This window comes from Megamonas funiformis (genome assembly GCF_010669225.1).
GTDB classification, from domain to species: Bacteria; Bacillota; Negativicutes; order Selenomonadales; family Selenomonadaceae; genus Megamonas; species Megamonas funiformis.
Window position 1 is genome coordinate 673,698 of record NZ_CP048627.1, and the last position, 26,284, is coordinate 699,981.

Consider the following 26,284-nt stretch of genomic DNA (forward strand, 5'->3'; position numbering starts at 1 on the left):
GTGCAAGCCACACGTTTTACGTGTGGTACTGACTTTAGATACCACCGTAAATAATTCCGAGAACAAAAATTATAATTGTTAATGGTACATAGATATATTTAGCTGTAATTCCAAAGTAAGCACCGAGAGGTTTTCTAGCAAGTTCTAATTCTTGGCGGATTTCTTTGTAACCTAAAATGTAATAAATAGAAAATGCACCTAAAACAGCTCCAAATGGAACAATATAGATAGTTACAATATCCATCCAAGGACCGAATTTTGGTTCAGCTTCAATGAATACGCCGATAAATAAAGCAATGATAGAACAAAGTGTAACGGCTGTTTTGCGAGAAAGATTAAATCTTGTTTGCCATGATTCACTTACTGCTTCAAACATATTTAATAGACTTGTAATACCTGCGAAAGCTACAGAAACGAAGAATAATATAGCAAATAATTGACCAAATGGCATTTGGGCAAAAATATTTGGAAGTGTGATAAACATAAGTGTTGGACCTGCATTTGGTGCAATATTGAAAGCAAAAACAGCAGGAATGATAGCAAAAGCAGCAAGTAGAGCAGCTATAGTATTAAAGAAAGTTGTGCGAATGGAAGCTTTAGGAATATCTTCAGTTTTTGGTAAGTATGTACCATAGACAATCATACCTGAACCTGTGATTGATAGAGAGAAGAAAGCTTGTCCCATCGCCATAACCCATGTTTCAATATGTCCTAATTGTTCCCAATTTGGTGTAAATAAAAACTCATATCCTGCACCGGAATTAGGTAAAAAGTATACGCGAATAGCTAAAATTAAAAATAAAATAAAGAATAAAGGCATTAAAATTTTATTTACTTTTTCAATTCCTGATGTAGAACCAAACATTAAAATTAAAGCTGTCATTACAATAACGAGAGTATGCCAAAATACACTGCCGAATTCTCCAGTAACTTCTTGTAAGAATACTTCGTGATGACCAGATAGCATTTCACCAGTGATAGACCACCATAAAGCTCTGAGTACCCAACCAATGATGATTGCATAACCGATAGCTATACCAAGTGAGCCTAAAAGAGGTATCCAGCCGAGGCAATAGCCTAATTTTGATTGTTTGATTTTGCTCCAGCAATATTCATAAGCACCTAATGTACCTGTTTTAGCACGGCGACCAATGGCAAATTCAGCGGATAAACCAACAAGTCCAAATAAGATAGAAAATAAAATATAAGGGATTAAAAAAGCACCGCCACCATATTCGCCTAAGCGATAAGGAAACATCCAAATTGTCCCCATACCTACAGCTGAACCGATACAAGCGAGGATAAAACCTGTACTACTTTTAAATCCTCCATTTTGATGTATATTATCCATAAAAAAACTCCTTTATAGAATTATTAAGAAAAATCATTTATAATTATAACTTGTGTACATAGTATTTGTAAAAACGATAATTTCTATAATATAATTCAGTTTTTTCGATAGATAATAAGGAGCAATAAATATAGCATGGAATTAAGAAATTTAAAGACTTTTTTATACGTAGCAGAACAATGCAGTTTTTCGAAAGCGGCAATTTTACTAAATTATTCACAATCGACTGTTACGGCACAAATTCAAAAATTAGAAGAAGAATTAGATATTTTATTATTTGAAAGAATTAATAAAACAGTGCGCTTGACCAATGCAGGTCAAGCGTTTTTAAAATACGCTCATGAAATCATCAGAACTAGTGAAGATGCAAAAAAAGCATTGAAAAATTTACCGATAGAAACAGGTGAACTCAGAATAGCTATGGCAGAATCTATTGCTAATACTTTTTTCCCTGAGATATTAGAACGATTTCATCAACTATATCCTAAGATAAAGGTAACTTTATATACAGCTGGTACAGATAGTTTATTTCATAAATTAAGACATAATGAAGCAGATTTGCTCTATACTCTAGATAAAAGAATTTATTCCTCAGAAATAGTTACTGTGATGGAGAAGAAAGAAGAAGTATTTTTTGTAGCTAGTCCTAAACATAGATTAGCAGGAAAAAATTGTTTAATAGAAGATTTATTAGGCGAAGATTTTTTACTCACAGAAAAAGATATGAGTTATCGTAGACATTTAGAAGAATATTTAGCTTCTAAATCTTTGGAGATAAATCCTTTCTTAGAATTGGGAAATGTAGAGATTTTAAAATCTTTGGTAGAGAAAAATGCAGGCATTTCTTTTTTGCCAGAATTTACGATAAAAAGACAGTTAGAAGAACAGCGATTAGTGAAAATCAATATTCCAGAAGTTTTTAAGGTCTGGCGACAATTAATCTATCATAAACATAAATGGGTTACTGCTTCGATGAAAGTAATGATAGATTTAATTAGAGATTATGAATATGATAAAAAGAATTTTAGCCAAAATAAAAGTCTATAGCTTTTGCTATAGACTTTAAATTTTATTTTGTACTTTAGTTAGTTGAGTACGCAGAGCGTGCGAAACAAAAAACCACTCGTTTTACGAGTGGTTAATAAGTTTCTTATAGAAATAGAAATTCTCCTCTATTAAAATAATAAGTGTTCAAGTCATTATTAAAGAGAGGAGAATTTCTATGGAAAGAAGTTTAGCACATACAAGATGGATGTGCAAGTATCATATAGTATTTACCCCAAAATATAGAAGAAAAATTATATATAATAAATTGCGTAGAGATATTGTACAAACAATAAAAGATTTATGTAAGTGGAAAGGCATAGAGATAATAGAAGGGAAAGCTATGCCGGATCATATTCATATTTTGGTTAAGATACCACCAAAAATGAGTATATCAAATTTTATGGGGTATTTAAAAGGAAAAAGTGCAATGATGATATTTGCAAGACATGGAAATTTAAAATATAAATTTGGAAACAATAATTTTTGGTCAACAGGATATTATGTATCGACAGTAGGACTAAATGAAGCAACAATAGCGAAATATATAAGAGAACAAGATACGTATGATAAAATGATGGATAAAATAAGCACAAAAGAATTAAATGATCCCTTTAGGGATTGTTAAGTAATCAGTGCACAATGGCTTGAACGAAGAGAAAGCCAGCGTCATTTAGGCGCTGGCTATTGTTAAAAGCCTTATAGGCTTGTGCAAGCCACACGTTTTACGTGTGGTACTGACTCTTTTAAAACTTGTTTAATTAAAAATTCGCTTTTAGGAAGCCAAAACTGCACAAGTGGGCCAGTTAAAAAAGCAGCTATGACTGTACCTACACCAACAGTACCACCTAAGATGTAGCCTAAAATAACAAAAAATAAATCACAAGTCATACGTACCCAGCGGAATTGAAATTTTTGTAATTTATCAGTTAAGATAATGGCTATCAAATCATTAGGGCCAGTACCAGCGTTGCTTTTGATGACTATGGACATGCCGATAGATAAGATAACGCACCCTAAAATCATACCTAAAATACGCCATGGCAAGGTGGAATCAGCATTGATAAAATCGCCTAAAAGCCATGTGAAAAAATCAATGATAGGACCACCACAAAAAGCGCATAAAATAGTACCAGGTTTTACATATCCTTTAGTAGTTAGAAGCATAACGACCAATAAGATACATAAGACAATGACGTGAAAAGTACCTACAGATAGATTAAATGTTCGAGCAAGCCCCTGAATAAATACAGTGAAGGTATCAGTACCAAGTTCGGATAATAAAAATAAAGAAATCCCCAAATGGGCAATGATTAAACCAAGTAATAAAATACTAAGTGCAATAATCCAGTTTTTTAAACTGCGTTTTGATGTATCACTAGCAAATGTAGACATAGAACCTCTTTTATTTTGTAGATTTATTTTGATGAAATATTATATTTCTTCTGGATAAACTAAATTCCATTCACGGCGCAATTTAGTCATGATATCCATAACATCTTGAGTATAAGTAAATTGTAAAAGATCAGTTTCTTCTTCTAAAATGGCTTTTTCCATATCTTCCATTTCATATTGAAGTGCTTTCTTCGTATCACCTACGATGATTTCTTGTTTTTCGCCTGTAACAGCATCTGTAATTACTGCTTTATTAGCACGAGGGAATTCCATAATTTCAATATAAGCTTTTTTACAGCTAATCATAGCTCGTTTTGGTTGTTTAGAATGAAGTGATAAAGCAATTGTTGCCATCTGATTATCTTCATTCATCAATAAAATAGTAGCTTGTTCATCAACGCCAGTAGGTGCAGGAAGCATTTGACTTAAAATTTTTGTTGGTTTACTTTGCATAAAACTGCGTGTGAGACTAAGCGCATATACACCGATATCGAGCAAAGCACCACCAGCTAAATTTTTATTGAAAAATCTGTTAGTCATATCATAATCTTTGAAACTACCAAAGTTTACAGTAATCATCTGTACTTTACCAAATTCATTATTATGTATCATTTCCCATAATTGTTTATAAATAGGCATATGCCAAATAGTCATAGCTTCAGCTAAAATTAAATTATTTTCTTGAGCTAGTTTAACACATTCATTTAATTCACGACTATTTAAAGTAATGGACTTTTCTACAAATAAATGTTTGTGATTTTCTAAAGCTTTTTTCATGAATGGATAATGTGTATTATGTGGAGTTGTCAAATAAATAATATCTACATCAGGATCAGTGAAGATATCTTGAAAATCATCGTAAACTTTTTCGATGCCATATTTTTTAGCAAAATCGATGGCTTTACTATGTGTACGATTGCCAACAGCATATAATTTTTTGCCCATGTTTTGTAGCGCTTGAGCCATTTCATTGGCAATTACACCAGTACCTAGAACAGCCCAATTTAATTGTTTGTTAAAAGACATAAGTATACCCTCCTAAAATATATAATTTATTATTATTATAAAAAAAATAAACTTATAAAGGAATACTTAAATGATAAATAAAAAAAGATAATATAAATAAAAGGCTTAGCTAATCAAAAGAAAAGCTAAGCCTTAAAATTTTATTTATTTGTTGCTTTTAATACATAAACTTTAGAGTCGAAATCACAGCTTGTAGGCATATCACTAGATACCTGACCTGCGCTAGGATCATCAATTACAAGACCGATATTCATGAGTTCATCACCATAATAACAATTGCCATCAATATTTTGTTTATAGCAAAAATCAGGATTTAAGCCTTGGAGATAAATTCTGCTATATGGTAAATTGATACCATTTAATACACGATACCAACCAACAATAGCAGTTTCTTTATCTTCGCTTACTACCATCCAAGCAGTTACATTATTTTCAAAAGGACTGCTCAAACGATAGAATGTGCCAAATTGGAAAACTTCACGATATTCTTTCATGAATTTAATTTGTTCTTTTACTTCTTCTTGTTCAGCTGGAGTTAATTTATTTAAATCAAGCTCATAGCCAAAAGTACCAAAGTAAGCAACGTTTGCTCTAGTATGAAGAGGTGTTAAACGATATACTTGATGGTTAGGAGTAACAGAAACATGACTGCCGATGGAGCTGATAGGATAAGCAAAAGATGTACCATATTGGATTTTTAAACGTTCAATAGCATCAGAGTCATCACTTGCCCAGCCTTGTGGAGCATAATATAAAAGACCTGGGTCAAATCTAGCACCACCACTAGCACAAGATTCAAAGAGAATATGAGGAAATTCAGAAGTTAAGCGTTCATATAAATCATATACACCTAAGATATAACGATGGAATACTTCTCCTTGTCTATCAGCAGGAAGTGCGACAGAATAACATTCTGTAATACTGCGGTTCATATCCCATTTTATATAAGAAACTTTTGCTTCACGTAAGATTTTAGCAAGCATATTGTAAATATAATCTACAACTTCTTTACGTGAATAATCTAATACATATTGATGACGACATTCACAAGAATTTCTATTTGGTACATGTAAAATCCAATCAGGATGATTGCGATAGAGGTCAGAATCCATATTAGTCATTTCTGGTTCAATCCAAAGACCAAATTTCATGCCGAGATTTTCAATTCTTTCTGCAAGACCTTTGATGCCATTTGGTAAGCGGTCAGTATTTGGATACCAATCGCCAAGACCTGCATAATCGGAAGTGCGTTTGCCAAACCAGCCATCATCTAATACGAATAATTCTACGCCACATTCTTTAGCTTTGCTAGCGATAGTTACGAGTTTATCTTCATTGAAATCGAAATAAGTAGCTTCCCAGTTATTGATTAAAATAGGTCTAGCTTTATCTCTCCAATAGCCACGAGCAAGGCGTTTTTGGAATAATTTATGGAAAGATTGACTTAAATTATTTAAGCCGTTATCAGTATAAATCATTACAGCTTCTGGAGTTTGAAAAGATGTATTTGGTTCTAATTTCCAATCAAATGTAGTTGGATTAATACCCATTAAAACGCGTGTAACATCATGAGTATCAACTTCTGCTTGAGCTAAGAAGTTACCGCTATAGATTAAGCTAAAACCAATAGCTTCCCCTTTATTTTCATCTGTAGTAGGTCGTTTTAAAATGATAAATGGATTGTGTTCATGGGAAGAATGACCACGAGTGGAATTAATAGCAGTGATGCCTTGTTCTAATTTACGTACTTTTAAATGACGTTCTCTAGACCATGTACCAGAGAATTGAAGCCATTCATAATCGCAATCAGGTAAATCAAGACAAAGGCTCATAGCTGTTGTTAAATGAACATCATCTTTACCCTGATTGTAGATTTTAGCACTGCGAGCGATAATGCCATTTTGAGCAAAAATAGTATAGAGTAAATCTATTTCAACTAAAGTTACAGGGTCTTGTAAATGAATAGTTAAAGTGAGAGCTTCATCATCATTTTCTGTGTAAGTAGCAGGTAAATTTTCAAGTTTTGGTTTGCCTTTGCTGATAGAATGACTTTGATAATGGAAGTCAGAAATTTTACTACCGTTTGTCTGGCAAATTTCAATAGCAGGCTGACGATAATCAGAAGTACCATAAACAGGATATTCTTGACGAATATGGCTCAAAGATATAATATTATGGAATTCTTCAGAAATATAGGAAGTTGTTGGACGAGCACAAGATTGAATTAAATAGGAAAAATCTGCTTTGTCATGTACTTTTTTACCAAAATATACTTGGCTTAGATGACCATTAGGAAGTACAGTCATAATGTAACTAATTTTATCATTAGTTAAATGAAAAGTACGGCTTTGTTCATTAAATAAAATTTTCATCTTAAAAAACGCTCCTTTATAAATATATGAATTTATGGCTTTTCGTAATTAATATCTATAAATTATTATATATGAGAATTTTATGAAAATAAAGATGGTGTTGTTAAGTAAATCAGTTTAAATGTTAAATAAAAACTATAAGAGCAATACTTATAGTTTTTATTTCATTCTATTTACAGGTTTATTAAAAGATATTTTAGGAGAAAAACTTTTGCGATACTGTGAAGGCGTAAAACCTTTTTTGGCTTTAAAGGCTTTAGCAAATACTAAAGGGTCTTGATAGCCACAAGAATTAGATATAGTTTCAATGGATAGTGTAGTTGTATTTAATAATTGTTCAGCACGAGTTATGCGATAATTAGCTAAATATTCTTGGGGAGAAATATTTAAATGTTTGCGAAATAATAAATAGAGGTAATTTCTAGTGATGCAAACATATTTAGCAATATCAGTGATTTTTAAATTATTAGTGTAGTTATTTTCGATAAATTCAATGGCTTTTTTTACATATAGATTATTGTTGTCATTAGTCGGCAATATAGTTTTTATATCTTTACTTAAGATAGAGAAGAAAGAATATAATAGACTTTCTAGCAAAAATTGATTGCTTGTGGCAAAGTTATTATTTTTTAACATATTATGCACAATTTGTTTTAATTCTTCACTATAATTACATTGAAATGTTAGATGATTGGAACTAAGACCGATATCATTTAAATATTGAATAGCTTTAGTACCATTAAAACCAATCCAAAGATATTGCCATGGGTCATCTTTATCAGCTTGATAAAATACTTGCAAATGAGGTTCAACTAAAAATCCTTGACCTTGAGATAATTCATAGCAAGCGTTATTTACATAATATTTTCCTTTGCCTTTAGTTATATAGTGAATGATATAATTATCGCGGATACCAGGGCCAAAGCTGTGATTAGGCTCACATTTAGCTAAGCCACAAAAACATAAGTATAAATCAGAAAAATGGCGTTCTGTTATTTGGAGTACATGAGAATTTTCCATAATAATTAACCTCAAATTTAATTTAGTCTTATAATATTATAATATAATAAAACAAATAAATAATAAAAGGTGATTTTTATGGAAACAAAATGGTGGCAAAAATCTGTTGTTTATCAAATTTATCCTCGTAGTTTTTGTGATAGCAATAATGATGGTATTGGTGATATCAATGGTATTCGCTCTAAATTGGATTATTTGGAAAAATTAGGTATAGAAGTAATTTGGCTAAGCCCTGTATATTGTTCACCTAATGATGATAATGGCTATGATATCTCTGATTATTATGATATTTCCCCAGAGTTTGGGACATTAGATGAAATGAAAGCTTTATTAAAAGAAGCTAAAGCACATCATATAAAAATAATCATGGATTTAGTGGTAAATCATACTTCAGATGAACATAAATGGTTTATAGAAGCAAAGATAAATAAAAATAGCAAATACCGTGATTATTATATTTGGCGAAAAGGTGAGAACAACAATCCACCAAATGATTTATTGTCCTGTTTTGGTGGCTCAGCATGGGCATATGATGAAACATCTCAAGAATATTATCTGCATTTTTTTAGTAAGAGACAGCCAGATTTAAATTGGGAAAATAAAGATATGCGTAAAGATATTTGGCAGATGATGAATTTTTGGATCGATTTAGGTGTTGGTGGTTTTAGAATGGACGTTATTGATATGATTGGTAAAGTTCCAGATTTAAAAATCAAAGAAAATGGGCCTAAATTGCATGAATATATTCAAGAAATGCATAAAGAAACTTTGCAAGGCAAAGATTTATTGACAGTGGGTGAATGTTGGGGAGCAAATCCGCAGATAGCACAGTTATTTTCCAGTCCAGATAGACATGAATTAAGTATGGTATTTCAATTTGAACATATTATGCTTGACCAAGAAGGCTCGGATAAATGGAACTTGAAAAAGCTTGATTTAATTGAGTTGAAAAAAGTATTTACTAAGTGGCAAAAAGAATTAAATGGCAAAGGTTGGAATAGTTTATTTTGGAATAATCATGATTTACCAAGAATTGTATCTCGTTGGGGTAATGACAAAGAATATCGCGCGCAGTCTGCAAAAATGTTGGCGATATTACTTCATGGTATGCAGGGAACACCATATATTTATCAAGGCGAAGAAATCGGCATGACTAATATTGAGTTTAATGATTTAGCTGATTTTGCCGATATTGAATCTGTGAATGCATATAAAGAAAGAATGGCTAATAATATACCTAAAGAAGAAATATTAAAATCTTTGCGTGCTAAAGCTAGAGATAATGCAAGAACTCCTATGCAGTGGAATAGTGATGTATATGCTGGCTTTAGCAAGGTTAAACCATGGTATAGAGTAAATCGCAATTACGTAGATATAAATGTAGAAAAAGCTTTAGCCGATAAGAATTCAATTTTTTATTGTTATCAAAAATTGATTAAGATGCGTAAAGAAAATCCTATTATGATTTATGGTGAATATGATTTATTATTAGCCGAAGATAAAAATATTTTTGCTTATACAAGAAAATATGAAGATAAAACTTGGCTTATAATATGTAATTTTTATGATAAAGAAGTTGATTTTAACTTAGAAGGCACAGGAAAAATTTTAATCAGTAATTATGAAGATACGATAACAGATTTGACAAAAGGTCATTTAAGACCATATGAAGCTGTAATTTATCAGTGGCAGAAATAATAAAAAAGCATAGTTTAATCGTTTTGATTAGACTATGCTTTCTTTTTGTATATTTAAGTTGTTGGTAAGTCAGAGGTACAATGAGCGCATTTAGTGGCTTCATGAGGAATTTCAGATTTACAAAATGGGCAGATTTTTGTTTTTGGCGGTTCTTTAGGAATAGGAATTAATTTGTTTAGCTGTCTAATTAAACAAAAGACTACGAAAGCCAAAATTAAAAATTGGAGAAAATCTGTTAAAAAGGCACCATAAGCAAAAACTGCACCAGCTTTTTTAGCTGTTTCAAGGTCAGCACCTTTTTCAGCAAGTATGAAAGTCGCCTTACTAAGTGGCAGATACATATTGTTGAAATCAATACCGCCAGTAAAAATACTGATTATAGGCATGATTAAATTTTTTACAATGGAATTTACAAGCCCTGTAAAAGCAGTACCAATAATCATACCAACTGCTAAATCAAGCATATTACCTTTAAAAGCAAATTTTTTAAACTCAATAAAGAAATTTTTCATAATGATAAAAACCTTTCTAAGCATAATGTATATAATTATAACCTATAAAGGTGAGTATTGAAAAGAAAAAAAGCATTTTTTAACAAATATTGTGCATTATTTTATCTATAAAATATAAATACAAATAAGTATAATAAATACATATTTTTAAGAATGGTGATGACTTTTTGTGAAAAATAAAGTAATGGAAAATTTTATAGATAATAATTATAATTGTTGTCAAGCTATTGTTTGTGCTTATTGTGAAGAATTAGGCTTGTCAGAATATGTAGCATTTAAATTAACAGAAGGATTTGATTCTGGCATGGGAGGATTAAGAGATACTTGTGGAGCTGTTACAGGCATGTTTTTAGTAATAAGTCTAGCTAATAGTGCAGGTGATAAACATTTACCATTGAAAAGTAAATTTGATACATATAATAAATTTCAGGAAGTAGCAAAATTATTTAAAGAAAAATGTGGTTCAATATATTGTAGAGATTTGAAAAATATGGAGAAGAATAAAATTTTATCTTGTGAAGATTGTGTACAAGTAGCAGATGAAATTTTAAAGAAACACTATTTTAAATAAAATAATATTTTATTCAATAAAAAAGCTAAGTCCTCAAATAAGGACTTAGCTATATTTTTTATCTTATTCCCATTCAATTGTAGCTGGTGGTTTAGAAGTTATATCATAAACTATTCTGTTTACACCAGGTACTTCGTTTACAATTCTACGAGAAACTGTGTCTAATACTTCATATGGAATTCTTGCCCATTCAGAAGTCATAGCATCGCTACTTGTAACAGCACGAAGTGCTACAGTGTGGCAATAAGTACGGCTATCACCCATAACACCTACAGAGCGGATGTTTGGAAGACAAGCGAAATACTGCCAAATTTTTTCGGAAAGACCAGCTTTAGCTACTTCTTCACGGAAGATAGCATCTGCTTCACGAACAACAGCAAGTTTTTCTTCAGTTACTTCGCCGAGAACGCGGATAGCAAGACCAGGACCTGGGAATGGTTGACGCCATACGAGGTCATGAGGAATGCCGAGTTCTTCACCTACTGCACGAACTTCATCTTTGAAGAGTTCGCGAAGTGGTTCGATAAGATCGAATTGAATATCTTCAGGAAGACCGCCAACGTTGTGATGGCTCTTAATTGTTGCAGAAGTTTTTGTACCACTTTCAACAATATCTGGATAGATTGTACCTTGAACAAGGAAATCAATTTTGCCAAGTTTATTAGCTTCAGCTTCAAATACACGAATGAATTCTTCACCGATGATTTTACGTTTTCTTTCAGGATCAGAAACGCCAGCTAATTTACCTAAGAAACGGTCTTTAGCATCAACACGGATAAGGTTCATATCGAATTGTTTACGGAAGATAGTTTCTACTTGATCACCTTCATCTTTACGGAGTAAACCGTGGTCAACGAATACGCAAGTTAATTGTTTGCCTACAGCTTTGTGAACTAAAACAGCAGCAACAGAAGAATCAACACCGCCACTTAAAGCGCATAATACTTTTTTGTCGCCAACGATTTGTTTGATTTCTGCAATTTTGCTTTGAGCAAAAGAACTCATAGTCCAATCGCCTTTTAAGCCACAGATTTTGAATAAGAAGTTTTTCATCATCTGCTGACCAAATGGAGTATGTTCAACTTCTGGGTGGAATTGTACACCATATAATTTACGACTGTCATCGCACATAGCAGCAACAGGAGTATGCTTAGTATGAGCAATAGCTTTGAAACCTTCTGGAACTTTTTCTACATAGTCGCGATGGCTCATCCAGCAAATTTCATCAGCATTGATACCATCGAATAAAACGCTAGTAGTATCAAGAGTGATGTCCATTTTACCATATTCGCCAGCTTCAGCATGAGCTACGCTACCACCGAGATTATGAGCTGTGAACTGATGACCATAGCAAATACCAAGTACAGGGATACCAAGTTCAAAGATTTTTGGATCAGCCTGTGGTGTATTGTCAGCGTAAACACTGCTAGGACCACCAGTGAAAATAATAGCTTGTGGATTTTTAGCTTTAATTTTTTCTACTGTATAATCATAAGGAACAATTTCACAGTAAACACCGCATTCTCTAACACGACGTGCAATTAATTGGTTATATTGACCGCCAAAGTCAATAACAAGAACCATTTCATGAATTGTGCTCAATTTTTTACCTCCTAATAATAAAAAACGCTCTCTTTACAAAAATAGTTTACTATACAGTAGTTTTTCTGTAAAGAGAGCTTTTATATTTGTTGCTATTTATTAAGCGAAATTTAATTTAAAATTAAGCTTTACCGTCGCAACCAAGAACTTCTTTAATTTTGTGAGAAACGATTGCTTTGATGTTAGTTCTACCGTCAGCAACATATTGACGTGGGTCAAAATGATCAGGATGATCGTTGAAGTGTTTACGAATACCTGCAGTCATTGCAAGACGAAGGTCGGAGTCGATGTTGATTTTGCAAACAGCCATGGAAGCAGCTTTGCGAAGTTGGTCTTCAGGAACACCAACAGCATCTGGCATATGACCGCCATTTTCGTTGATAATTTTAACGAAATCTTGAGGAACGGAAGAAGCACCATGTAAAACGATTGGGAAGTTAGGAAGACGTTTAGCAACCTCTTCAAGAATGTCGAAACGAAGTGGAGGTGGTACTAAAATGCCTTGTTCATTTCTTGTGCATTGGTCAGGAGTGAATTTGTAAGCACCATGGCTAGTTCCGATAGCGATAGCTAAGGAGTCAACACCTGTTTCTTTAACGAATTCTTCAACTTCGTTAGGATCAGTGTAATGAGCTTCATGAGCAGCTACTTTAACATCATCTTCGATACCAGCTAACTGACCAAGTTCTGCTTCTACTACTACGCCATGAGCGTGAGCATATTCAACAACTTCTTTTGTTTTTTCAATATTTTCTTTGAAGCTGTAGTGGGAACCGTCGAACATAACGGAAGTGAAACCGCCATCAATACAAGATTTGCAAGTTTCGAAATCTGCACCATGGTCGAGGTGTAAAGCGATTGGAAGACCAGTGTCTTCAATAGCAGCCTGTACAAGATGTACAAGGTATTGATGTTTAGCATATTTTCTAGCACCAGCGGAGCACTGAAGAATTAAAGGAGCGTTTAATTCTTTAGCAGCTTCAGTGATACCCTGAACGATTTCCATATTATTTACGTTGAATGCACCAATAGCATAATGGCCTTCATACGCTTTTTTAAACATTTCTTTTGTTGTTACTAATGGCATTAAAAAAACCTCCATAGACAAAATTTAAATTTCAAGACTATTATAGCATAAAATTTGTTTATTTGTATATCAAAATCTGAAAATTATTTAATTCAGACAATTCTTGCAATCTATAAATATTTTTTATAATAAATTTCGGCATTTATAGTTAAATCCGTTATGATATAATTTTAAAATAAATATAATTTTTATTTAAGTAGGTGAGCATATGAATATTGAAAAATTGTCTATAAAACAGATAAAAGATTTAATGGTTAAAGAGTGTAATGACGAATTATTGACAGCGATAAAAAATGATGCCCGTAAAGGTGTACAAAGTATATATAAAAGTTATCAACGAGAAATGAAAGAACGTCAGCGAGTGGCTAATTTATATACTTTTGAAAATGGATGTAGAGCTAATGGTTATAAATTAATTGCTGGCGTAGATGAAGTGGGTAGAGGACCGCTCGCTGGGCCTGTAGTAGTAGCTAGTGTTATTTTGCCGGAGAATTTTTTTATTGAGAAAATAAATGATTCCAAGAAATTATCCGAGGCAACACGTGAAAAAATTTATGATATCATCATGAAAAATGCGATAGCTGTAAATAGAGCGATTATCGATGAAAAAACTATAGATAGAGTAAATATTTATCAAGCTGCAATGAATGGTATGTATGAGGCTATTTATGGATTAAATCCTAAACCTGATGCAGTATTAATTGACGCTATGCCTTTAGAAAGTTTGGATATCTATCATCAATCAATAATTAAAGGTGATGCAAAATCTGCTTCGATTGCAGCAGCTTCCATTGTCGCTAAAGTGGAAAGAGATAGAATGATGAATGAATTTGATAAGATTTATCCACAATATGGTTTTGCTAAAAATAAAGGGTATGGAACAAGTGAACATTTAGAAGCTTTAAGAAAGTATGGACCATGTGAAATTCATCGAAAATCATTTGAGCCAATAAAATCAATGGTGATGCAGAAATAAGGTATTTGTATGAAAAATATGGGCTTATGGGGAGAAAATAAGGCTGTAGAGTTTTTAAAGGCAAAAAATTATACAATATTGGCGAGAAATTATCATAGTAGATTTGGTGAAATAGATATTATAGCAAGAAAGCAAAATACAATTATTTTTGTTGAAGTAAAGACTAGAAAAAATACTGCATTTGGATTTCCTGCTGAATTTGTGGATTATAAAAAACAACAAAAAATCATGAAAACGGCTCAATTATATATAAATGATAATTTTAATGCAGAATTTGATTATAGATTTGATATAATAGAGGTATTTCACTATGATGATAATAAGGTGAATTTTAATCATTTGAAAGGAGCGTTTGAGCTTTGAAAACAAAGGGTTTTGAGCGAAAAAGACGTATTATTGTTGGTGTATCAGGGGCAAGTGGTGCGACTTATGCTTATAGATTGATACAAGTCCTTGCTGATAGTGGAATTGAAGTACATTTTGTGGCTTCAAAAGCAGGGCTTGAAGTATTAGAGTATGAATGTGGTTTAACTATGGTTCAATTGACACAAATGGTTCATAAGATTTATGATGTAAATCGAATTGATAGTGCAATAGCAAGTGGTTCTTTTCCTTGTGAATCAATGGTTATTGTACCGTGTTCCATGAAGACTTTAGGGTCTTTAGCAAATGGCATTGCTGGAAACTTACTCACTAGAGCAGCTGACGTAACTTTAAAAGAAGGTCGTAAGCTCGTTTTAGTAACAAGAGAAACACCAGTACATGCTATTCATTTAGAAAATATGTTGAAATTATCACATGCAGGTGCAAGGATAGTGCCAGCATGTCCAGGTTTTTATCATCGACCACAAACTATTGAAGAATTAGTTGATATGTTGGTAGGTAAAATATGTGATACTTTAAATGTAGATAATGATTTATTTGAACGTTGGACAGGACCAAGTGAAGTTTAAATTTTATTTGGGATAATTTATTAATAACAAATTGCATATAAAGGATATTGATAAATCACCCCAAAATATTATGGGGTGATTTTATGTTTGCAAAAACTTATGGGGCAACAACACTAGGTATAGATGGTGTACTCATAGAAGTTGAAGCTGATGTAGCAAATGGATTGCCAAAATTTGAAATAGTAGGTTTAGCAGATGTTGCAGTAAAAGAAGCTAAAGAAAGAGTTCGACCTGCTATTAGAAATACAAATGTCAATTTAGTGCCTAAGAAAGTAACGATAAATTTAGCTCCTGCCGATTTGCGCAAAAATGGTTCATCTTTAGATTTACCGATAGCTATAGCACTTTTGGAAGCATATGGATTTTTACCTAAGGACTGTTGTAGTGATAGTTTATTAGCTGCTGAATTATCTTTAGATGGTCAAGTAAAAACAATAATAGGAATTTTGTCCATGGCTATTTTATGTAAAGAGCTTAAGTTTAAAAAATTTTTTGTAGCTAAAGGTAATGAACAAGAGGCTTTGTTGGTAGAAGGTATTGAAGTATATGCTATAGCGACATTGTCAGAACTAATAGATTTTTTACAAGGAAAGATAAAGTTAAAACCAGCAAAAAGACAAAAGAGATTATCTCAAGATATGCAATTCAAAGAAGATTTTGCTGATGTGCAAGGGCAATTTTTAGCGAAAAAAGCTTTGGAAATAGCGGCAGCAGGTGGTCATAATGTATTGATGGTGGGAGCACCAGGAACAGGGAAGACAATGCTTGCCAAACGCTTGGCGACAATTTTACCGCAAATGACATATCAAGAGGCTTTGGAAGTAACTAAAATTTATAGTATAGCTGGATTGTTATCAAGAGATAGTGGATTGGTAACGAAAAGACCTTTTCGCAGTCCACATCATACAATTTCTAGTGCTGGTATCATTGGTGGCGGTACTATACCAAAACCTGGAGAAGTAACTTTAAGTCATAATGGTGTTTTGTTTTTAGATGAATTACCAGAATTTAGTAAATCTAGTTTGGAAGCATTAAGACAACCATTAGAGGATGGAGAAGTCATGATAACAAGGGTAAATGCTTCTTTAAAATTTCCTTCACGAATGATTTTAGTAGCTTCTATGAATCCTTGCCCTTGTGGTTATAAATATGATAATACACGCAATTGTACTTGTAGTGATTATGAAATAAAACGCTATACAAAGAAAATATCAGGGCCACTGCTTGATAGAATTGATATACAAATTCAAGTGCCACGAGTGGAATATAAAGACTTTGTAACAGATAAAAAAGCAGAGTCTTCAGAGCAGATACGCCAACGCGTTGAACAAGCAAGGCAGATACAATTAAAAAGATTTGCTCAAGCCAAAATAGTTTGTAATGCTCAAATGTCACATGCTATGATAAAATCATATTGTAAATTAACAGCTAAGGCACAAGATATGTTAGGTCTTGTTTTTGAACAGATGAGATTGAGTGCTAGAGCTTACGATAGGATTATTAAAGTGGCACAGACTATAGCTGATTTAGATAATAGTGAATATATAGAAGATAAACATATAGCAGAAGCCGTTCAATATCGTAATAACTTTAATTTACAAGAAAAAATTTAAAATTAAAGTAAAGGAAGCGAAATTATGGTATTTACAGGAAAAACAAAAAATTTAGGAGTAATCGGTTATCCTATAAAACATTCATTATCGCCAGTTATTCAAAATACAGCTATACAAGAAGCAGGTATTGATTATGCATATATTGCTATGCCGATAGCTCCAGAGGATTTAGAAAAAGCAGTAATAGGGTTAAAAGCATTAAATTTTACTGGATTTAATGTAACTATTCCGCATAAAGTAAATATCATGCAGTATTTAGATGAAATAGATGAGATGGCAAAATTAATAGGAGCTGTAAATACTGTACATATAAAAGATGGTAAATTATATGGATATAATACAGATGCTATTGGTTTTATCAATCCATTACTAAAGGAAAATGTGGAAATAAAAGATAAAACAGCTGTGATTTTAGGAGCTGGTGGAGCTTGTAGAGCAGTTGTTTGTGGCTTGATTAAACAAGGGATAAAAAATATCATCTTAGCCGTTAGAAATCTAGCAAAAGCACAATTATTAGCAAATGATTTTAATGATTTAGTTGATATAAAAGTGTGCGATTGGCATAGTGAAGAATTTAAACAATATTTAGCTCAAGCTGATTTATTAGTAAATACTACTCCGTTAGGAATGGAAGGCAATATTGATAGTAAACCACCTGTTGATTGGGAAAGTGTAAAAAAATCTGCGTTTGTTTATGATATTGTATATATCCCTGCCGAAACAAAATTTTTACAAGAAGCCAAAGAATATGGGCATAAAATATTAAACGGTGAAAGAATGTTAGCTGAACAAGGAGTAGCAGCACTTCATTTATGGACTGATAAAGATATAAATGTGGATATCATGGTGAAAACGTTACATGATTATTTGAATAAAAATAAATAAAGGTTTGTTTAGACCGCTATGAACATAGATGTATGGGTGAGATTGAGATGAGGCCTGTACATCTATTTTTATTTTAGAAACGAAGATGAAGTAAATGGAAATAGAAAAGGATTTAGAGCAATTATCATTAAAAATAATGAGAAATTTGCAATTACAGGGCAAACATAATATATTGCAAGGTTATCGTAATAAATCACCTGTAGCTGATTTTATAGATTGTTTGTTAGAAAATGCTTATAAACTGCAAGCTAGTGATATTCATTTAGAGCCACAGGAAAAATATCTACAAATTCGCTATAGAATAGATGGAAAATTGATATTGATTTATAAAGCTTCAAATAAGATCAGTAACTTTTTGATATCATATTTAAAATTGATAAGTAATCTAGATATAGCAGAAAAGCGTTTGCCACAAGATGGAAAATTTATTTTTTCTGCTCAAAATATAGATATCAGGATATCTACTATACCTGTACTTTTTGGCGAAAAAGTGGTTTTGCGACTATTGGGGAATAAAGAAAATCTGTTGAATTTAAATCAAATGGGATTTTCTAAAATGAATTTAAAATATTTTAAAGATATGATAAGTGCATCAAGTGGTCTTATTGTGATAACAGGCCCTGTAAATTCTGGAAAATCTACTTTACTTTATGCTAGTTTAAATTATTTAAATAGATTGGATACTAATATTATTACGATTGAAGATCCTGTAGAGTTAAATCTAGATGGTATAAATCAGATGCAGATAAATCAAAAAGCAGGCATGGATTTTGCTGTAGCTTTGAGAGCATCACTTAGACAAGATCCAGATATTGTAATGATAGGAGAAATAAGAGATGAAGTGGTAGCTAAGCAAGCGATAACTACGGCATTGACAGGTCATTTAGTATTAACTACTTTGCATACTAAAAATGCTTTGGGTGTGCCAGCTAGATTAATTGATTTAGGAGTCAGCCCTGTGATGCTTAGCATTGCTTTATTAGGTATGACCTCACAGCGATTAGTGAGAAAGATTTGCCCTAAATGTAAAGTTAGTTATAAACCAAGTGAAAATTCTTTAGAAGCATTGCTTTTAGGAAAAGATTTTTATTTAGGTATGGATTTATATAAGGGAAAGGGGTGTAAATATTGTAATTATACAGGTTTTTTAGGTCAAATAGCTTTGCAAGAGATTTTAAGACCTACAGAAAAAATGAGATATTTAATCAGTAGAGATGATGTTGATGTGAATTTAAAACGAGAGGCGAGATTAACAGATTTTAAATCTTTGTTAGATGATGGAAAGATGAAAGTTTTACAGGGCATAACTACAGCGCAAGAAGTATGGAAAACTTTAAATGGAGTATATCAAATAAATGAAGTTCCTAGAAATTTTACAAAAAGCGATAGTGTGTAAGTGGTCAGATATTCATTTAACTACTGATAAAAATATATATTATCGCCAAAATAATAGGTTAAATATTTGGGAAGATGAATTTTTTAAAAGAGAAGATTTTAGGGAAGTGATAGAAAATACATTAAATGAAACACAGAAAATCTTATTTAGGCAAAATAAAGTGATAGATTATGCTTATGAATTTAATAATAGAAGATTTAGGATAAATATCTATATGATTTATAAAGGTTATGGTATGGCTATTAGATTGATAAATGATAATGTAAAGCCTATAGAGAATTTTTATCAGCAAAAAGTCTTGCGAGATATTTTGCATAATGATAATGGTTTTATATTGATTTGTGGTGCTACAGGAACAGGAAAATCAACGACGTTAGCTTCTATGATAGAGTATATAAATCAAAATAAATCTAAGCATATCATAACTTTAGAAGAGCCTATAGAATATGTATTTATTAATAAGAAATCATTAATTCATCAAAGAGAATACCATGTAGATTTTGAAAATTTCAGTGAAGCTATAAAGATGGCAATGCGACAAGATCCAGATGTGATAATGGTGGGAGAAATAAGAGACACAGAAACGATGAAAGCTTGTTTAAATGCTGCTGAAACAGGTCATCTAGTTTTAGGAACATTACATGCTTCTTCGGTGATAGAAGCGATAATACGCATGGAAAGTTTTTTTAATCAAGAACAGATAGAAGCTATTAGTATGCAGATTGCAAGTTCGTTAAATAGTATTATCATTCAAAAATTAATTCCAACAATAGATGAGAATTTAGTTTGTTGTATGGATATTTTATTGGCAACTACAGCAGTAAAAAATTTAATTAGTAAAAATCAGTTATCACAGTTGATTTCGCAAATGCAATTAAATAGACAAAATGGTATGCAGTTTATACAAGATGATATAGAAAAATTAGTTAAAGCTAAGTTAATAGATGAAAAAATAGCAAAGAAGTATATAGGTTAAGATGATGACTAAATTTTTTTATATAGCAAGAGATTATCAACAAGGCAATTTAATAAAAGGCTCTTTAGTAGCAAATAATAAATTGGAGGTGATTGATTATTTAAGGCGAGAACAATATTTGATAATAGCCATACACAATAATGATATCTATAGTATAAAAGAATATATAAAAAGCATAGGGAAAGATGAAAAGATTACTAATAAACAAGTGATTTTACTTTGCCAGCAATTGTCAATTATTTTAGAGTCAGGAATAGATATTATAGAGGCTTTAAAAATAGTTAAGAATAATTTACGTGATAAAAATATAAAAAATTTTATAGAAAAAACAATTATAGGTTTGAATGAAGGTGAAAATTTATCTGCTATTTGGCAAAAAAATTTTAATTTACCTGCGTATTTAATAAGTTCAATAAATATAGCAGAACATACAGGTTTATTAGCAGAGGCATTGAAAGACACAGGTATTTTTTTAGCCAAAGAATATGAATTAAAACAAAAATTGAGACAAATATGTATTTATCCAGTTTTTTTATTGTGCGTTTTAGCAATAGTAATTATGTTGATGATTTTTTTAGTCATTCCAGCATTTGCAGATATTTTTCAACGTATGCATATTGATTTACCTTATTTAACAGCAACTATTTTATCTATAGGTTTAAATATAAAGTCTCATTTTATAAAATTATGTGCATCATTATTAATGATTTTTATAGCTATTATTTTTGTAGGGCAAAAAGATAAATTAAGATTAATTTTTTTGCAATATATATTAAAATTGCCTGTATTTGGTGATTTCTTGCGAAAGTTTTATTTAGTAAATATAGTTAATCAGCTAATTTTTTTATTGGGAAGTGGTATCAGTATAGATGAAGCTTTAAACATTATGTTAAATAGCAATCACAATATATTAGTACAAGATAATTTAAAAACGGTGCAAAATTTAGTAAAGCAAGGTTTTTCATTAGCTGATGCTTTTGCTAAAGTTTCGTTGAGTATAAATATTTTACAAGAATTCATAGATATTGGCGAAAAAACAGGTATGTTAAAAGATATATTATCTTATTTAGTTAGTTTTTGGGAAAAAGAATTAGATAATACAATAAAGATATGTTTGCAATTATTAGAGCCGATATTGATGATAAGCGTGGGCTTTATTGTGGGAGTATTTATTATAGCTATTATTATGCCTTTATTTGATTTGGTAAATAATATTGGTTTATAAATTTTTAGTTATTATGGGAAAGAATGATAAAAATGATGAATAAAATTGAACAACTAAAACTAAGTGAAGATGGTTTTACTTTGATTGAAATGATGATTGTTGTAGCAATTATTGCTATTTTGACAGCAATAGCCCTACCGAAATTTAATGAATCTTTAGCAATGGCAAATACATCTAGAGTACAAGCTGATTTGCAATCTTTAGATACAGCAATAGCAATGTATAAAGTCCAAAATAATAGAGCACCACAGGATATAAGTGATTTAGATGAATATATTGATGTAGAAAATATAAAGGCACCTACTGGAGATGTATATGTAAATGGCGTTTTGAATTCTAATGAAACAGGAGAAAATTATAGTCTAAATTCAGATAAAACAAATGCTACTTTTATGGGAAAGACTAGGATGGAATTTGGTAAAAATACTAGTGAATAATATTCATAATTAGAGATAAATATAAAAGAGATAAGTAATAAAATGGAAGCAAGTTTTATTTATGATTTGATTGTTTGTATGTATTTAGGCAAAATTGCTTGGGTAGATTTTAAGACTTTGAAGATAAAAAATAAGAGTTTATTATATTTAGGGTTAATATTAGTTGTTCGATTAATGATTTTTAACATAGATTTAGAAAAAATAATCTATGCATTATTAATCAATTTAATTATCTTTTGTGTGATATATTTTTACCCTAAGCAATTAATGGGTGCAGGAGATTTGAAATTAGCTTTAGTTTTAGCCTTATGGTGTAATTATCCTCAATGTATAGTGGCGATATATGTAAGTTTTATTTTTGGCGGAATAGTGGCTATTTATTTTTATTTAAGGAACATAAATAAAGTGAGTAAAAAAGAAAAGATATCTTTTGCACCGATGCTTATTTTAGGAAATATTATAGCTTTTTTTGAAGCTGATGATATTTTAAATTTGTGGCTTAGTTTTATAGGTTAATTGCAAATGTGGTATGTAGAATTAATTATAATGACAGGGATTATAGCATTGTTTACACAGAGTGTGATATTTGTTGATTTTGCCAGTGAAGAACAGAAGGTCAATAATGAAGCAATTAATTTAGTCAGTATATTGATGAATGTGCAGGAGTGTTCAAGAAATTATCATTATATGAAAGATAGTGATTTTAGACCACATTGCTATATTTATAGAGATAAATATATATTGAATTTAAATGAAAATACGGCACAAAGGATTTATGATTTGCCTGATGATATAAAAATAGATTTTGATGATAATGCTAATTTTTATGTTTTTCGCCAAAATAGTTTATACAACAGTTGGCCAAATAAAACGATAAAAATTTATAGTGGAAATACAGCAAAATATATTGTGATAAATCGTGTGGGTAGGATACGTATAATAAATTCTTATGAGGACTCATCATGAATATGTGGCAAAATTTAAATAAAGATGAAAATGGATTTTTGCATATAGAATTATTGATTTTGATGGCTATATTATCTAGTGTAGCAATGATATATATTTGTATGGGAATATTGAGAAATCAACAGTTAAACAATGGTTATAGAATGACAGCGATATATTTAGCACAAGGATATTTAAATCTCATGGAAGAACAAAAAGCAAATATTATTCCTAATCAAATAGAATGCAATGGTATGAAATATATGATAAAACAAAAAGAAAATTTTCAAGGTGATATAAATGAAATCAGTATTGAAATAAGCTGGCATTATCATGATCAAGAAGAGATGGAATATCAAGAAAGAGAAATTAAAAGAGAAGCTATTAAATGAACAACAAGGCTTTATTGTAGGTAATGCATTGATAATTTTACCGTTAATTTTTAGTTTAATAATTGCTATTTTAGTCATAGTGCAAGCCATTAGCAGTAGTATCTTTAACTATATTGACAATTGGATATTGCAAGAACAGACGAAAAATATTTTGGAGAATATGGCAACAGAAATTACTTATGCTGATGAAATCATAGACCAGATAGATTTTGCGCATAAAGAAACTTTAATTATTGCGACAAAAAGAAGGGCTACAGCTAATTCTGATGATATGGAAAAATACATCGGCTTTCGCAAAGAAGGAGCGATTATTTATCGTTGTGAAATATCCAAATTGAATAATGATATATATACTATTCGAGCTAAACAGCCATTAAATAGCGAAAATTATTTTGGTAATGACAATATAAGTTACAGTTGTCGTAAAATTGATGATAATTTGTATCAATTAGATGTAACTGGTAAAACTTATAGAACTAATCAAGAATTTAAACTCACTACAGTGGTTTTACAGCGAAATGCAAAAATAATGGATAATGTAGAGCCTTAATCGAAGAAATAATTGAAGAAAAATGAGGGTTTAATCATGAACAAAGAAGATGGTATGATAAGTATTTCTATGCTGATTGTTTTGAGTTTAATGGCTGTTTTTTCTTTGTATATTTATAGATTAAGTCTTACAGAAAATGATAGTTTAGAAATATTAAAAATGAATATGCAGACTAAAAATTATACAATAAGTGAAAGTTTAAATTTAATTGATATATATAAATACGATAAAGAAAAATGGCAAGATGATTGCATGAAGGCACAAGGTAAAGATGAATTTGATAAAGCTATTATAGTAGATGAAAAGACAGTAACAGATAAACAGATGAAAAAATCTGTAAAGATAAAAGCATATTTAATGCAGACATATAATCAAGACATATACAAATTAATTGTAGAAAGTAGTTTAGAAGATATCACAAATCCAAATTGTATTTATTTACAAAAGAAAGATGATGATTGCATTGTACAGCGTTGGGAACGTTAAAAGAGAGTTAAAGAAAATAGGAAGAAAATTATATATAAGAGATTTTGCTAAGTTTATATTTGCTTATATAGAAGAAGATAAACTTTCTTTGCTGACAGTGCAGCAAATAACTGATGATAGATGGCAAATCATTCATTTTTATGCGGAAAAAATTCAGAAAAATAATGAAGATATTAATTTTTATCAAGAGATTTTATATAGATTTTATAAGGAACAAGAACGAGAAAATATAAAATATTTAGTGATAAATTTTGCTGAGCAAAAACATCAGATTTTACATTATAGTTTTCCTCGTATGCCTTTGTCGGAAATAAAAAAAGCCTTGTATTGGGAGTTACAGGAAGATATAAAGTTAGAAGAGTATTATTATACATATACATTAAAAGATGAAAAAGAAAATTATAATTTAAAAGTGAATTTAATCAATAAGAATTTAGTGGATTTATGGCAACAATTGGCAAAAGAACAAAATCTTAATTTATATAGTGTGTTTTGTCAAAATGATATAAAAATAGATGTGATAGCAGAAGATGAATATATAAAAAGGTATAGAGTAGAAAAACGAAGCGATATTTTTAATTGTGAGCTACAAATAGATAGAGAATTATTGGCTGAAATAGAAGATTTTGACGTGATAAGTAAAATTTTAGTATGCTTTTTACAGCGACAATATCAAGAATTTTTGCCTAAAAGACAACAGTTGAGTTATTTAAATTGGCAAAATATATATTTATTGTTGATAACTATTTTATTATCTTGTAGTTGTTGTTTAGGTGGTTATATAATTACAAAATATTATCAAGCTGAAAGACAGGAACAAAATATAAAAGAAGAAATAACTTTAGTACAAAATGATATAGATGATATAGAGCAGTTAAAACAACAAGAAGCTTTAATTAAAGATAAACAAAAGTTAGTACAGAATTTAGAAGAAAAATCAGTGAATATATATGCTATTTTAATTAATTTAGGTGCAAATACAGTAGATGATGTGGCTTTAACTGATTTGAAGATAAAAGATGGAGAAATTTTTCTAAAGGGACGAGCGAGAAATTATCAAAGTATAGCTGTATATAAAGAGAAATTATCAGAAATAAGATTTTTCCAAACGAGTGAAATTGGAGAGATAAAGATTAATACGGAAGATAATTTATTGGATTTTACGATGAAGATAGTGATGAGGTAAAATGAAATATAAAGATTATAAACATTTAATTATTTGCATAAGTATCATTAGTCTATGGATAATGATACTATTTTTTTTAGGAAATATAGTGAGTTCTAAAATAGATATATTAAATACTGAAAAAAATCAACAACAAGAAGAATTGGTAAGTTATTATGATTTTATGGCAAAAAATAAAAATATAGATAGTTATAGAGAAAAGATAAATTTTAATTTAAATTTATTGGCAGAAAAAATACCGCAAGAGATAGATGAAGAAAAGTTTTTATTGCAGTTGAATGATATGGCAAAATATTCATCAGTGAATATCATAAAAATGATGCCTAAAAATAAGAGTACGCAAGATAATTTAAAGCAGGAAGAAATAGAACTTGTATTGCAAGGTGATTATTTTGCTATAGTTGATTTTTTACATCAATTGAATTTAAATAGTAGATTGGTAAGTATACAAGATAGCAATATTTTTATACAAAATAATACGATAAATGCGAAATTAACTTTACAAATTTATGCGAATAATTAATAATAGATAAAGATAAATAAAATCTGTTATAATTAAATAGAATATTTTTATATTTAAATTTTA

At 30.6% G+C, this 26,284-nt stretch carries 28 protein-coding genes; 20 read left to right on the forward strand and 8 right to left on the reverse strand.

The window, feature by feature from the left end:
• Window positions 1–34: 34 nt before the first annotated feature.
• On the reverse strand, window positions 35–1,351 hold the full coding sequence (locus GXM21_RS03310) for a sodium-dependent transporter (protein WP_008538569.1): 1,317 nt from the start codon (window positions 1,349–1,351) through the stop codon (window positions 35–37).
• Window positions 1,352–1,486: 135 nt separating this feature from the next.
• Here GXM21_RS03310 and GXM21_RS03315 point away from each other — a divergent pair, with 135 nt between their 5' ends.
• Both GXM21_RS03315 and tnpA read left to right on the forward strand, forming a co-directional pair.
• Complete coding sequence (locus tag GXM21_RS03315; protein ID WP_008538568.1) at window positions 1,487–2,398, forward strand: LysR family transcriptional regulator; 912 nt, start codon at window positions 1,487–1,489, stop codon at window positions 2,396–2,398.
• Window positions 2,399–2,573: 175 nt separating this feature from the next.
• Window positions 2,574–3,023 carry an IS200/IS605 family transposase gene (gene tnpA, locus GXM21_RS03320; protein ID WP_008538567.1) on the forward strand — a complete coding sequence of 150 codons (450 nt, stop codon included), beginning with the start codon at window positions 2,574–2,576 and terminating at the stop codon, window positions 3,021–3,023.
• A 71-nt stretch (window positions 3,024–3,094) separates the two neighbouring features.
• On the opposite strand, the gene GXM21_RS03325 is transcribed toward tnpA, so the two are convergent.
• The 4 genes from GXM21_RS03325 to GXM21_RS03340 all read right to left on the reverse strand — a co-directional run bounded on the left by GXM21_RS03325 (window position 3,095) and on the right by GXM21_RS03340 (window position 8,208).
• Entirely contained in the window at window positions 3,095–3,790 is a 696-nt protein-coding gene (locus GXM21_RS03325) for a YczE/YyaS/YitT family protein (protein ID WP_008538566.1), read from the reverse strand.
• A 39-nt stretch (window positions 3,791–3,829) separates the two neighbouring features.
• Window positions 3,830–4,816, reverse strand: coding sequence for a Gfo/Idh/MocA family protein (locus tag GXM21_RS03330; RefSeq protein WP_008538565.1), 987 nt, complete (start codon window positions 4,814–4,816; stop codon window positions 3,830–3,832).
• 140 nt (window positions 4,817–4,956) lie between these two features.
• Window positions 4,957–7,188 carry an alpha-galactosidase gene (locus GXM21_RS03335; RefSeq protein WP_008538564.1) on the reverse strand — a complete coding sequence of 744 codons (2,232 nt, stop codon included), beginning with the start codon at window positions 7,186–7,188 and terminating at the stop codon, window positions 4,957–4,959.
• A 159-nt stretch (window positions 7,189–7,347) separates the two neighbouring features.
• A complete protein-coding gene (locus GXM21_RS03340; protein ID WP_008538563.1) occupies window positions 7,348–8,208 on the reverse strand; it encodes an AraC family transcriptional regulator in 861 nt (286 codons plus the stop codon).
• A 78-nt stretch (window positions 8,209–8,286) separates the two neighbouring features.
• Between GXM21_RS03340 and GXM21_RS03345 the strand changes: the two genes are divergently transcribed.
• Window positions 8,287–9,906, forward strand: coding sequence for a glycoside hydrolase family 13 protein (locus GXM21_RS03345; RefSeq protein WP_008538562.1), 1,620 nt, complete (start codon window positions 8,287–8,289; stop codon window positions 9,904–9,906).
• A gap of 53 nt (window positions 9,907–9,959) precedes the next feature.
• On the opposite strand, the gene mscL is transcribed toward GXM21_RS03345, so the two are convergent.
• Window positions 9,960–10,418: a large conductance mechanosensitive channel protein MscL gene (mscL, locus tag GXM21_RS03350; RefSeq protein WP_008538560.1), complete on the reverse strand. Its 459-nt coding sequence runs from the start codon at window positions 10,416–10,418 to the stop codon at window positions 9,960–9,962.
• Between the two features lie 169 nt (window positions 10,419–10,587).
• On the opposite strand from mscL, the gene GXM21_RS03355 reads away from it, so the two are divergent.
• On the forward strand, window positions 10,588–10,989 hold the full coding sequence (locus tag GXM21_RS03355; RefSeq protein ID WP_154645560.1) for a C-GCAxxG-C-C family protein: 402 nt from the start codon (window positions 10,588–10,590) through the stop codon (window positions 10,987–10,989).
• A 63-nt stretch (window positions 10,990–11,052) separates the two neighbouring features.
• On the opposite strand, the gene guaA is transcribed toward GXM21_RS03355, so the two are convergent.
• Both guaA and fba read right to left on the reverse strand, forming a co-directional pair.
• Window positions 11,053–12,573 carry a glutamine-hydrolyzing GMP synthase gene (gene guaA / locus GXM21_RS03360; RefSeq protein ID WP_033405513.1) on the reverse strand — a complete coding sequence of 507 codons (1,521 nt, stop codon included), beginning with the start codon at window positions 12,571–12,573 and terminating at the stop codon, window positions 11,053–11,055.
• A 139-nt stretch (window positions 12,574–12,712) separates the two neighbouring features.
• Window positions 12,713–13,678, reverse strand: a complete 966-nt coding sequence (fba, locus tag GXM21_RS03365; RefSeq protein WP_008538557.1) for a class II fructose-1,6-bisphosphate aldolase — start codon at window positions 13,676–13,678, stop codon at window positions 12,713–12,715.
• 208 nt (window positions 13,679–13,886) lie between these two features.
• Between fba and GXM21_RS03370 the strand changes: the two genes are divergently transcribed.
• From GXM21_RS03370 to pilO, 16 genes are all read left to right on the forward strand, one after another.
• Window positions 13,887–14,654 (forward strand): ribonuclease HII, encoded by a 768-nt coding sequence (locus tag GXM21_RS03370; protein WP_008538556.1) that lies wholly within the window; start codon window positions 13,887–13,889, stop codon window positions 14,652–14,654.
• A 9-nt stretch (window positions 14,655–14,663) separates the two neighbouring features.
• Window positions 14,664–15,017: a YraN family protein gene (locus tag GXM21_RS03375; protein ID WP_008538555.1), complete on the forward strand. Its 354-nt coding sequence runs from the start codon at window positions 14,664–14,666 to the stop codon at window positions 15,015–15,017.
• A complete protein-coding gene (locus GXM21_RS03380) occupies window positions 15,014–15,607 on the forward strand; it encodes a UbiX family flavin prenyltransferase (RefSeq protein WP_008538554.1) in 594 nt (197 codons plus the stop codon). The genes GXM21_RS03375 and GXM21_RS03380 overlap by 4 nt, the downstream gene beginning before the upstream one ends.
• Before the next feature lie 83 nt (window positions 15,608–15,690).
• Window positions 15,691–17,220 (forward strand): YifB family Mg chelatase-like AAA ATPase, encoded by a 1,530-nt coding sequence (locus GXM21_RS03385; RefSeq protein WP_008538553.1) that lies wholly within the window; start codon window positions 15,691–15,693, stop codon window positions 17,218–17,220.
• A gap of 24 nt (window positions 17,221–17,244) precedes the next feature.
• Entirely contained in the window at window positions 17,245–18,105 is an 861-nt protein-coding gene (locus GXM21_RS03390; protein WP_008538552.1) for a shikimate dehydrogenase, read from the forward strand.
• Window positions 18,106–18,199: 94 nt separating this feature from the next.
• Window positions 18,200–19,501 carry a GspE/PulE family protein gene (locus GXM21_RS03395; RefSeq protein ID WP_008538551.1) on the forward strand — a complete coding sequence of 434 codons (1,302 nt, stop codon included), beginning with the start codon at window positions 18,200–18,202 and terminating at the stop codon, window positions 19,499–19,501.
• A complete protein-coding gene (locus tag GXM21_RS03400; RefSeq protein WP_008538550.1) occupies window positions 19,461–20,477 on the forward strand; it encodes a type IV pilus twitching motility protein PilT in 1,017 nt (338 codons plus the stop codon). The genes GXM21_RS03395 and GXM21_RS03400 overlap by 41 nt, the downstream gene beginning before the upstream one ends.
• A gap of 1 nt (window position 20,478) precedes the next feature.
• On the forward strand, window positions 20,479–21,702 hold the full coding sequence (locus tag GXM21_RS03405; RefSeq protein ID WP_008538548.1) for a type II secretion system F family protein: 1,224 nt from the start codon (window positions 20,479–20,481) through the stop codon (window positions 21,700–21,702).
• Between the two features lie 32 nt (window positions 21,703–21,734).
• Window positions 21,735–22,139, forward strand: coding sequence for a prepilin-type N-terminal cleavage/methylation domain-containing protein (locus GXM21_RS03410; protein WP_008538547.1), 405 nt, complete (start codon window positions 21,735–21,737; stop codon window positions 22,137–22,139).
• A 42-nt stretch (window positions 22,140–22,181) separates the two neighbouring features.
• Window positions 22,182–22,655: a prepilin peptidase gene (locus GXM21_RS03415; protein WP_008538546.1), complete on the forward strand. Its 474-nt coding sequence runs from the start codon at window positions 22,182–22,184 to the stop codon at window positions 22,653–22,655.
• A 6-nt stretch (window positions 22,656–22,661) separates the two neighbouring features.
• Window positions 22,662–23,105, forward strand: coding sequence for a hypothetical protein (locus tag GXM21_RS03420; protein ID WP_008538545.1), 444 nt, complete (start codon window positions 22,662–22,664; stop codon window positions 23,103–23,105).
• Complete coding sequence (locus GXM21_RS03425) at window positions 23,102–23,476, forward strand: hypothetical protein (protein ID WP_008538544.1); 375 nt, start codon at window positions 23,102–23,104, stop codon at window positions 23,474–23,476. The genes GXM21_RS03420 and GXM21_RS03425 overlap by 4 nt, the downstream gene beginning before the upstream one ends.
• Complete coding sequence (locus GXM21_RS03430) at window positions 23,418–24,026, forward strand: hypothetical protein (RefSeq protein ID WP_008538543.1); 609 nt, start codon at window positions 23,418–23,420, stop codon at window positions 24,024–24,026. Before GXM21_RS03425 ends, GXM21_RS03430 begins: the two co-directional genes overlap by 59 nt.
• 36 nt (window positions 24,027–24,062) lie before the next feature.
• The gene (locus GXM21_RS03435; protein WP_008538542.1) at window positions 24,063–24,512 is read left to right on the forward strand and encodes a hypothetical protein; all 450 of its coding nucleotides are present in this window, start codon (window positions 24,063–24,065) and stop codon (window positions 24,510–24,512) included.
• A gap of 97 nt (window positions 24,513–24,609) precedes the next feature.
• Window positions 24,610–25,698: a PilN domain-containing protein gene (locus GXM21_RS03440; protein ID WP_244263878.1), complete on the forward strand. Its 1,089-nt coding sequence runs from the start codon at window positions 24,610–24,612 to the stop codon at window positions 25,696–25,698.
• Window positions 25,699–25,786: 88 nt separating this feature from the next.
• Complete coding sequence (pilO, locus tag GXM21_RS03445) at window positions 25,787–26,221, forward strand: type 4a pilus biogenesis protein PilO (protein WP_244263870.1); 435 nt, start codon at window positions 25,787–25,789, stop codon at window positions 26,219–26,221.
• Window positions 26,222–26,284: the final 63 nt, after the last annotated feature.

Excerpts from the sequence above, each read along its gene's own strand:
- GXM21_RS03310 (WP_008538569.1), bottom strand. The coding sequence starts at position 1,351 with ATGGATAATATACATCAAAATGGAGGATTTAAAAGTAGTACAGGTTTT.
- GXM21_RS03315 (WP_008538568.1), top strand. The coding sequence starts at position 1,487 with ATGGAATTAAGAAATTTAAAGACTTTTTTATACGTAGCAGAACAATGC.
- tnpA (WP_008538567.1), top strand. The coding sequence starts at position 2,574 with ATGGAAAGAAGTTTAGCACATACAAGATGGATGTGCAAGTATCATATA.
- GXM21_RS03325 (WP_008538566.1), bottom strand. The coding sequence starts at position 3,790 with ATGTCTACATTTGCTAGTGATACATCAAAACGCAGTTTAAAAAACTGG.
- GXM21_RS03330 (WP_008538565.1), bottom strand. The coding sequence starts at position 4,816 with ATGTCTTTTAACAAACAATTAAATTGGGCTGTTCTAGGTACTGGTGTA.
- GXM21_RS03335 (WP_008538564.1), bottom strand. The coding sequence starts at position 7,188 with ATGAAAATTTTATTTAATGAACAAAGCCGTACTTTTCATTTAACTAAT.
- GXM21_RS03340 (WP_008538563.1), bottom strand. The coding sequence starts at position 8,208 with ATGGAAAATTCTCATGTACTCCAAATAACAGAACGCCATTTTTCTGAT.
- GXM21_RS03345 (WP_008538562.1), top strand. The coding sequence starts at position 8,287 with ATGGAAACAAAATGGTGGCAAAAATCTGTTGTTTATCAAATTTATCCT.
- mscL (WP_008538560.1), bottom strand. The coding sequence starts at position 10,418 with ATGAAAAATTTCTTTATTGAGTTTAAAAAATTTGCTTTTAAAGGTAAT.
- guaA (WP_033405513.1), bottom strand. The coding sequence starts at position 12,573 with ATGGTTCTTGTTATTGACTTTGGCGGTCAATATAACCAATTAATTGCA.
- fba (WP_008538557.1), bottom strand. The coding sequence starts at position 13,678 with ATGCCATTAGTAACAACAAAAGAAATGTTTAAAAAAGCGTATGAAGGC.
- GXM21_RS03370 (WP_008538556.1), top strand. The coding sequence starts at position 13,887 with ATGAATATTGAAAAATTGTCTATAAAACAGATAAAAGATTTAATGGTT.
- GXM21_RS03375 (WP_008538555.1), top strand. The coding sequence starts at position 14,664 with ATGAAAAATATGGGCTTATGGGGAGAAAATAAGGCTGTAGAGTTTTTA.
- GXM21_RS03385 (WP_008538553.1), top strand. The coding sequence starts at position 15,691 with ATGTTTGCAAAAACTTATGGGGCAACAACACTAGGTATAGATGGTGTA.
- GXM21_RS03390 (WP_008538552.1), top strand. The coding sequence starts at position 17,245 with ATGGTATTTACAGGAAAAACAAAAAATTTAGGAGTAATCGGTTATCCT.
- GXM21_RS03395 (WP_008538551.1), top strand. The coding sequence starts at position 18,200 with ATGGAAATAGAAAAGGATTTAGAGCAATTATCATTAAAAATAATGAGA.
- GXM21_RS03400 (WP_008538550.1), top strand. The coding sequence starts at position 19,461 with ATGAAGTTCCTAGAAATTTTACAAAAAGCGATAGTGTGTAAGTGGTCA.
- GXM21_RS03405 (WP_008538548.1), top strand. The coding sequence starts at position 20,479 with ATGATGACTAAATTTTTTTATATAGCAAGAGATTATCAACAAGGCAAT.
- GXM21_RS03410 (WP_008538547.1), top strand. The coding sequence starts at position 21,735 with ATGATGAATAAAATTGAACAACTAAAACTAAGTGAAGATGGTTTTACT.
- GXM21_RS03415 (WP_008538546.1), top strand. The coding sequence starts at position 22,182 with ATGGAAGCAAGTTTTATTTATGATTTGATTGTTTGTATGTATTTAGGC.
- GXM21_RS03420 (WP_008538545.1), top strand. The coding sequence starts at position 22,662 with ATGTGGTATGTAGAATTAATTATAATGACAGGGATTATAGCATTGTTT.
- GXM21_RS03425 (WP_008538544.1), top strand. The coding sequence starts at position 23,102 with ATGAATATGTGGCAAAATTTAAATAAAGATGAAAATGGATTTTTGCAT.
- GXM21_RS03430 (WP_008538543.1), top strand. The coding sequence starts at position 23,418 with ATGATCAAGAAGAGATGGAATATCAAGAAAGAGAAATTAAAAGAGAAG.
- GXM21_RS03435 (WP_008538542.1), top strand. The coding sequence starts at position 24,063 with ATGAACAAAGAAGATGGTATGATAAGTATTTCTATGCTGATTGTTTTG.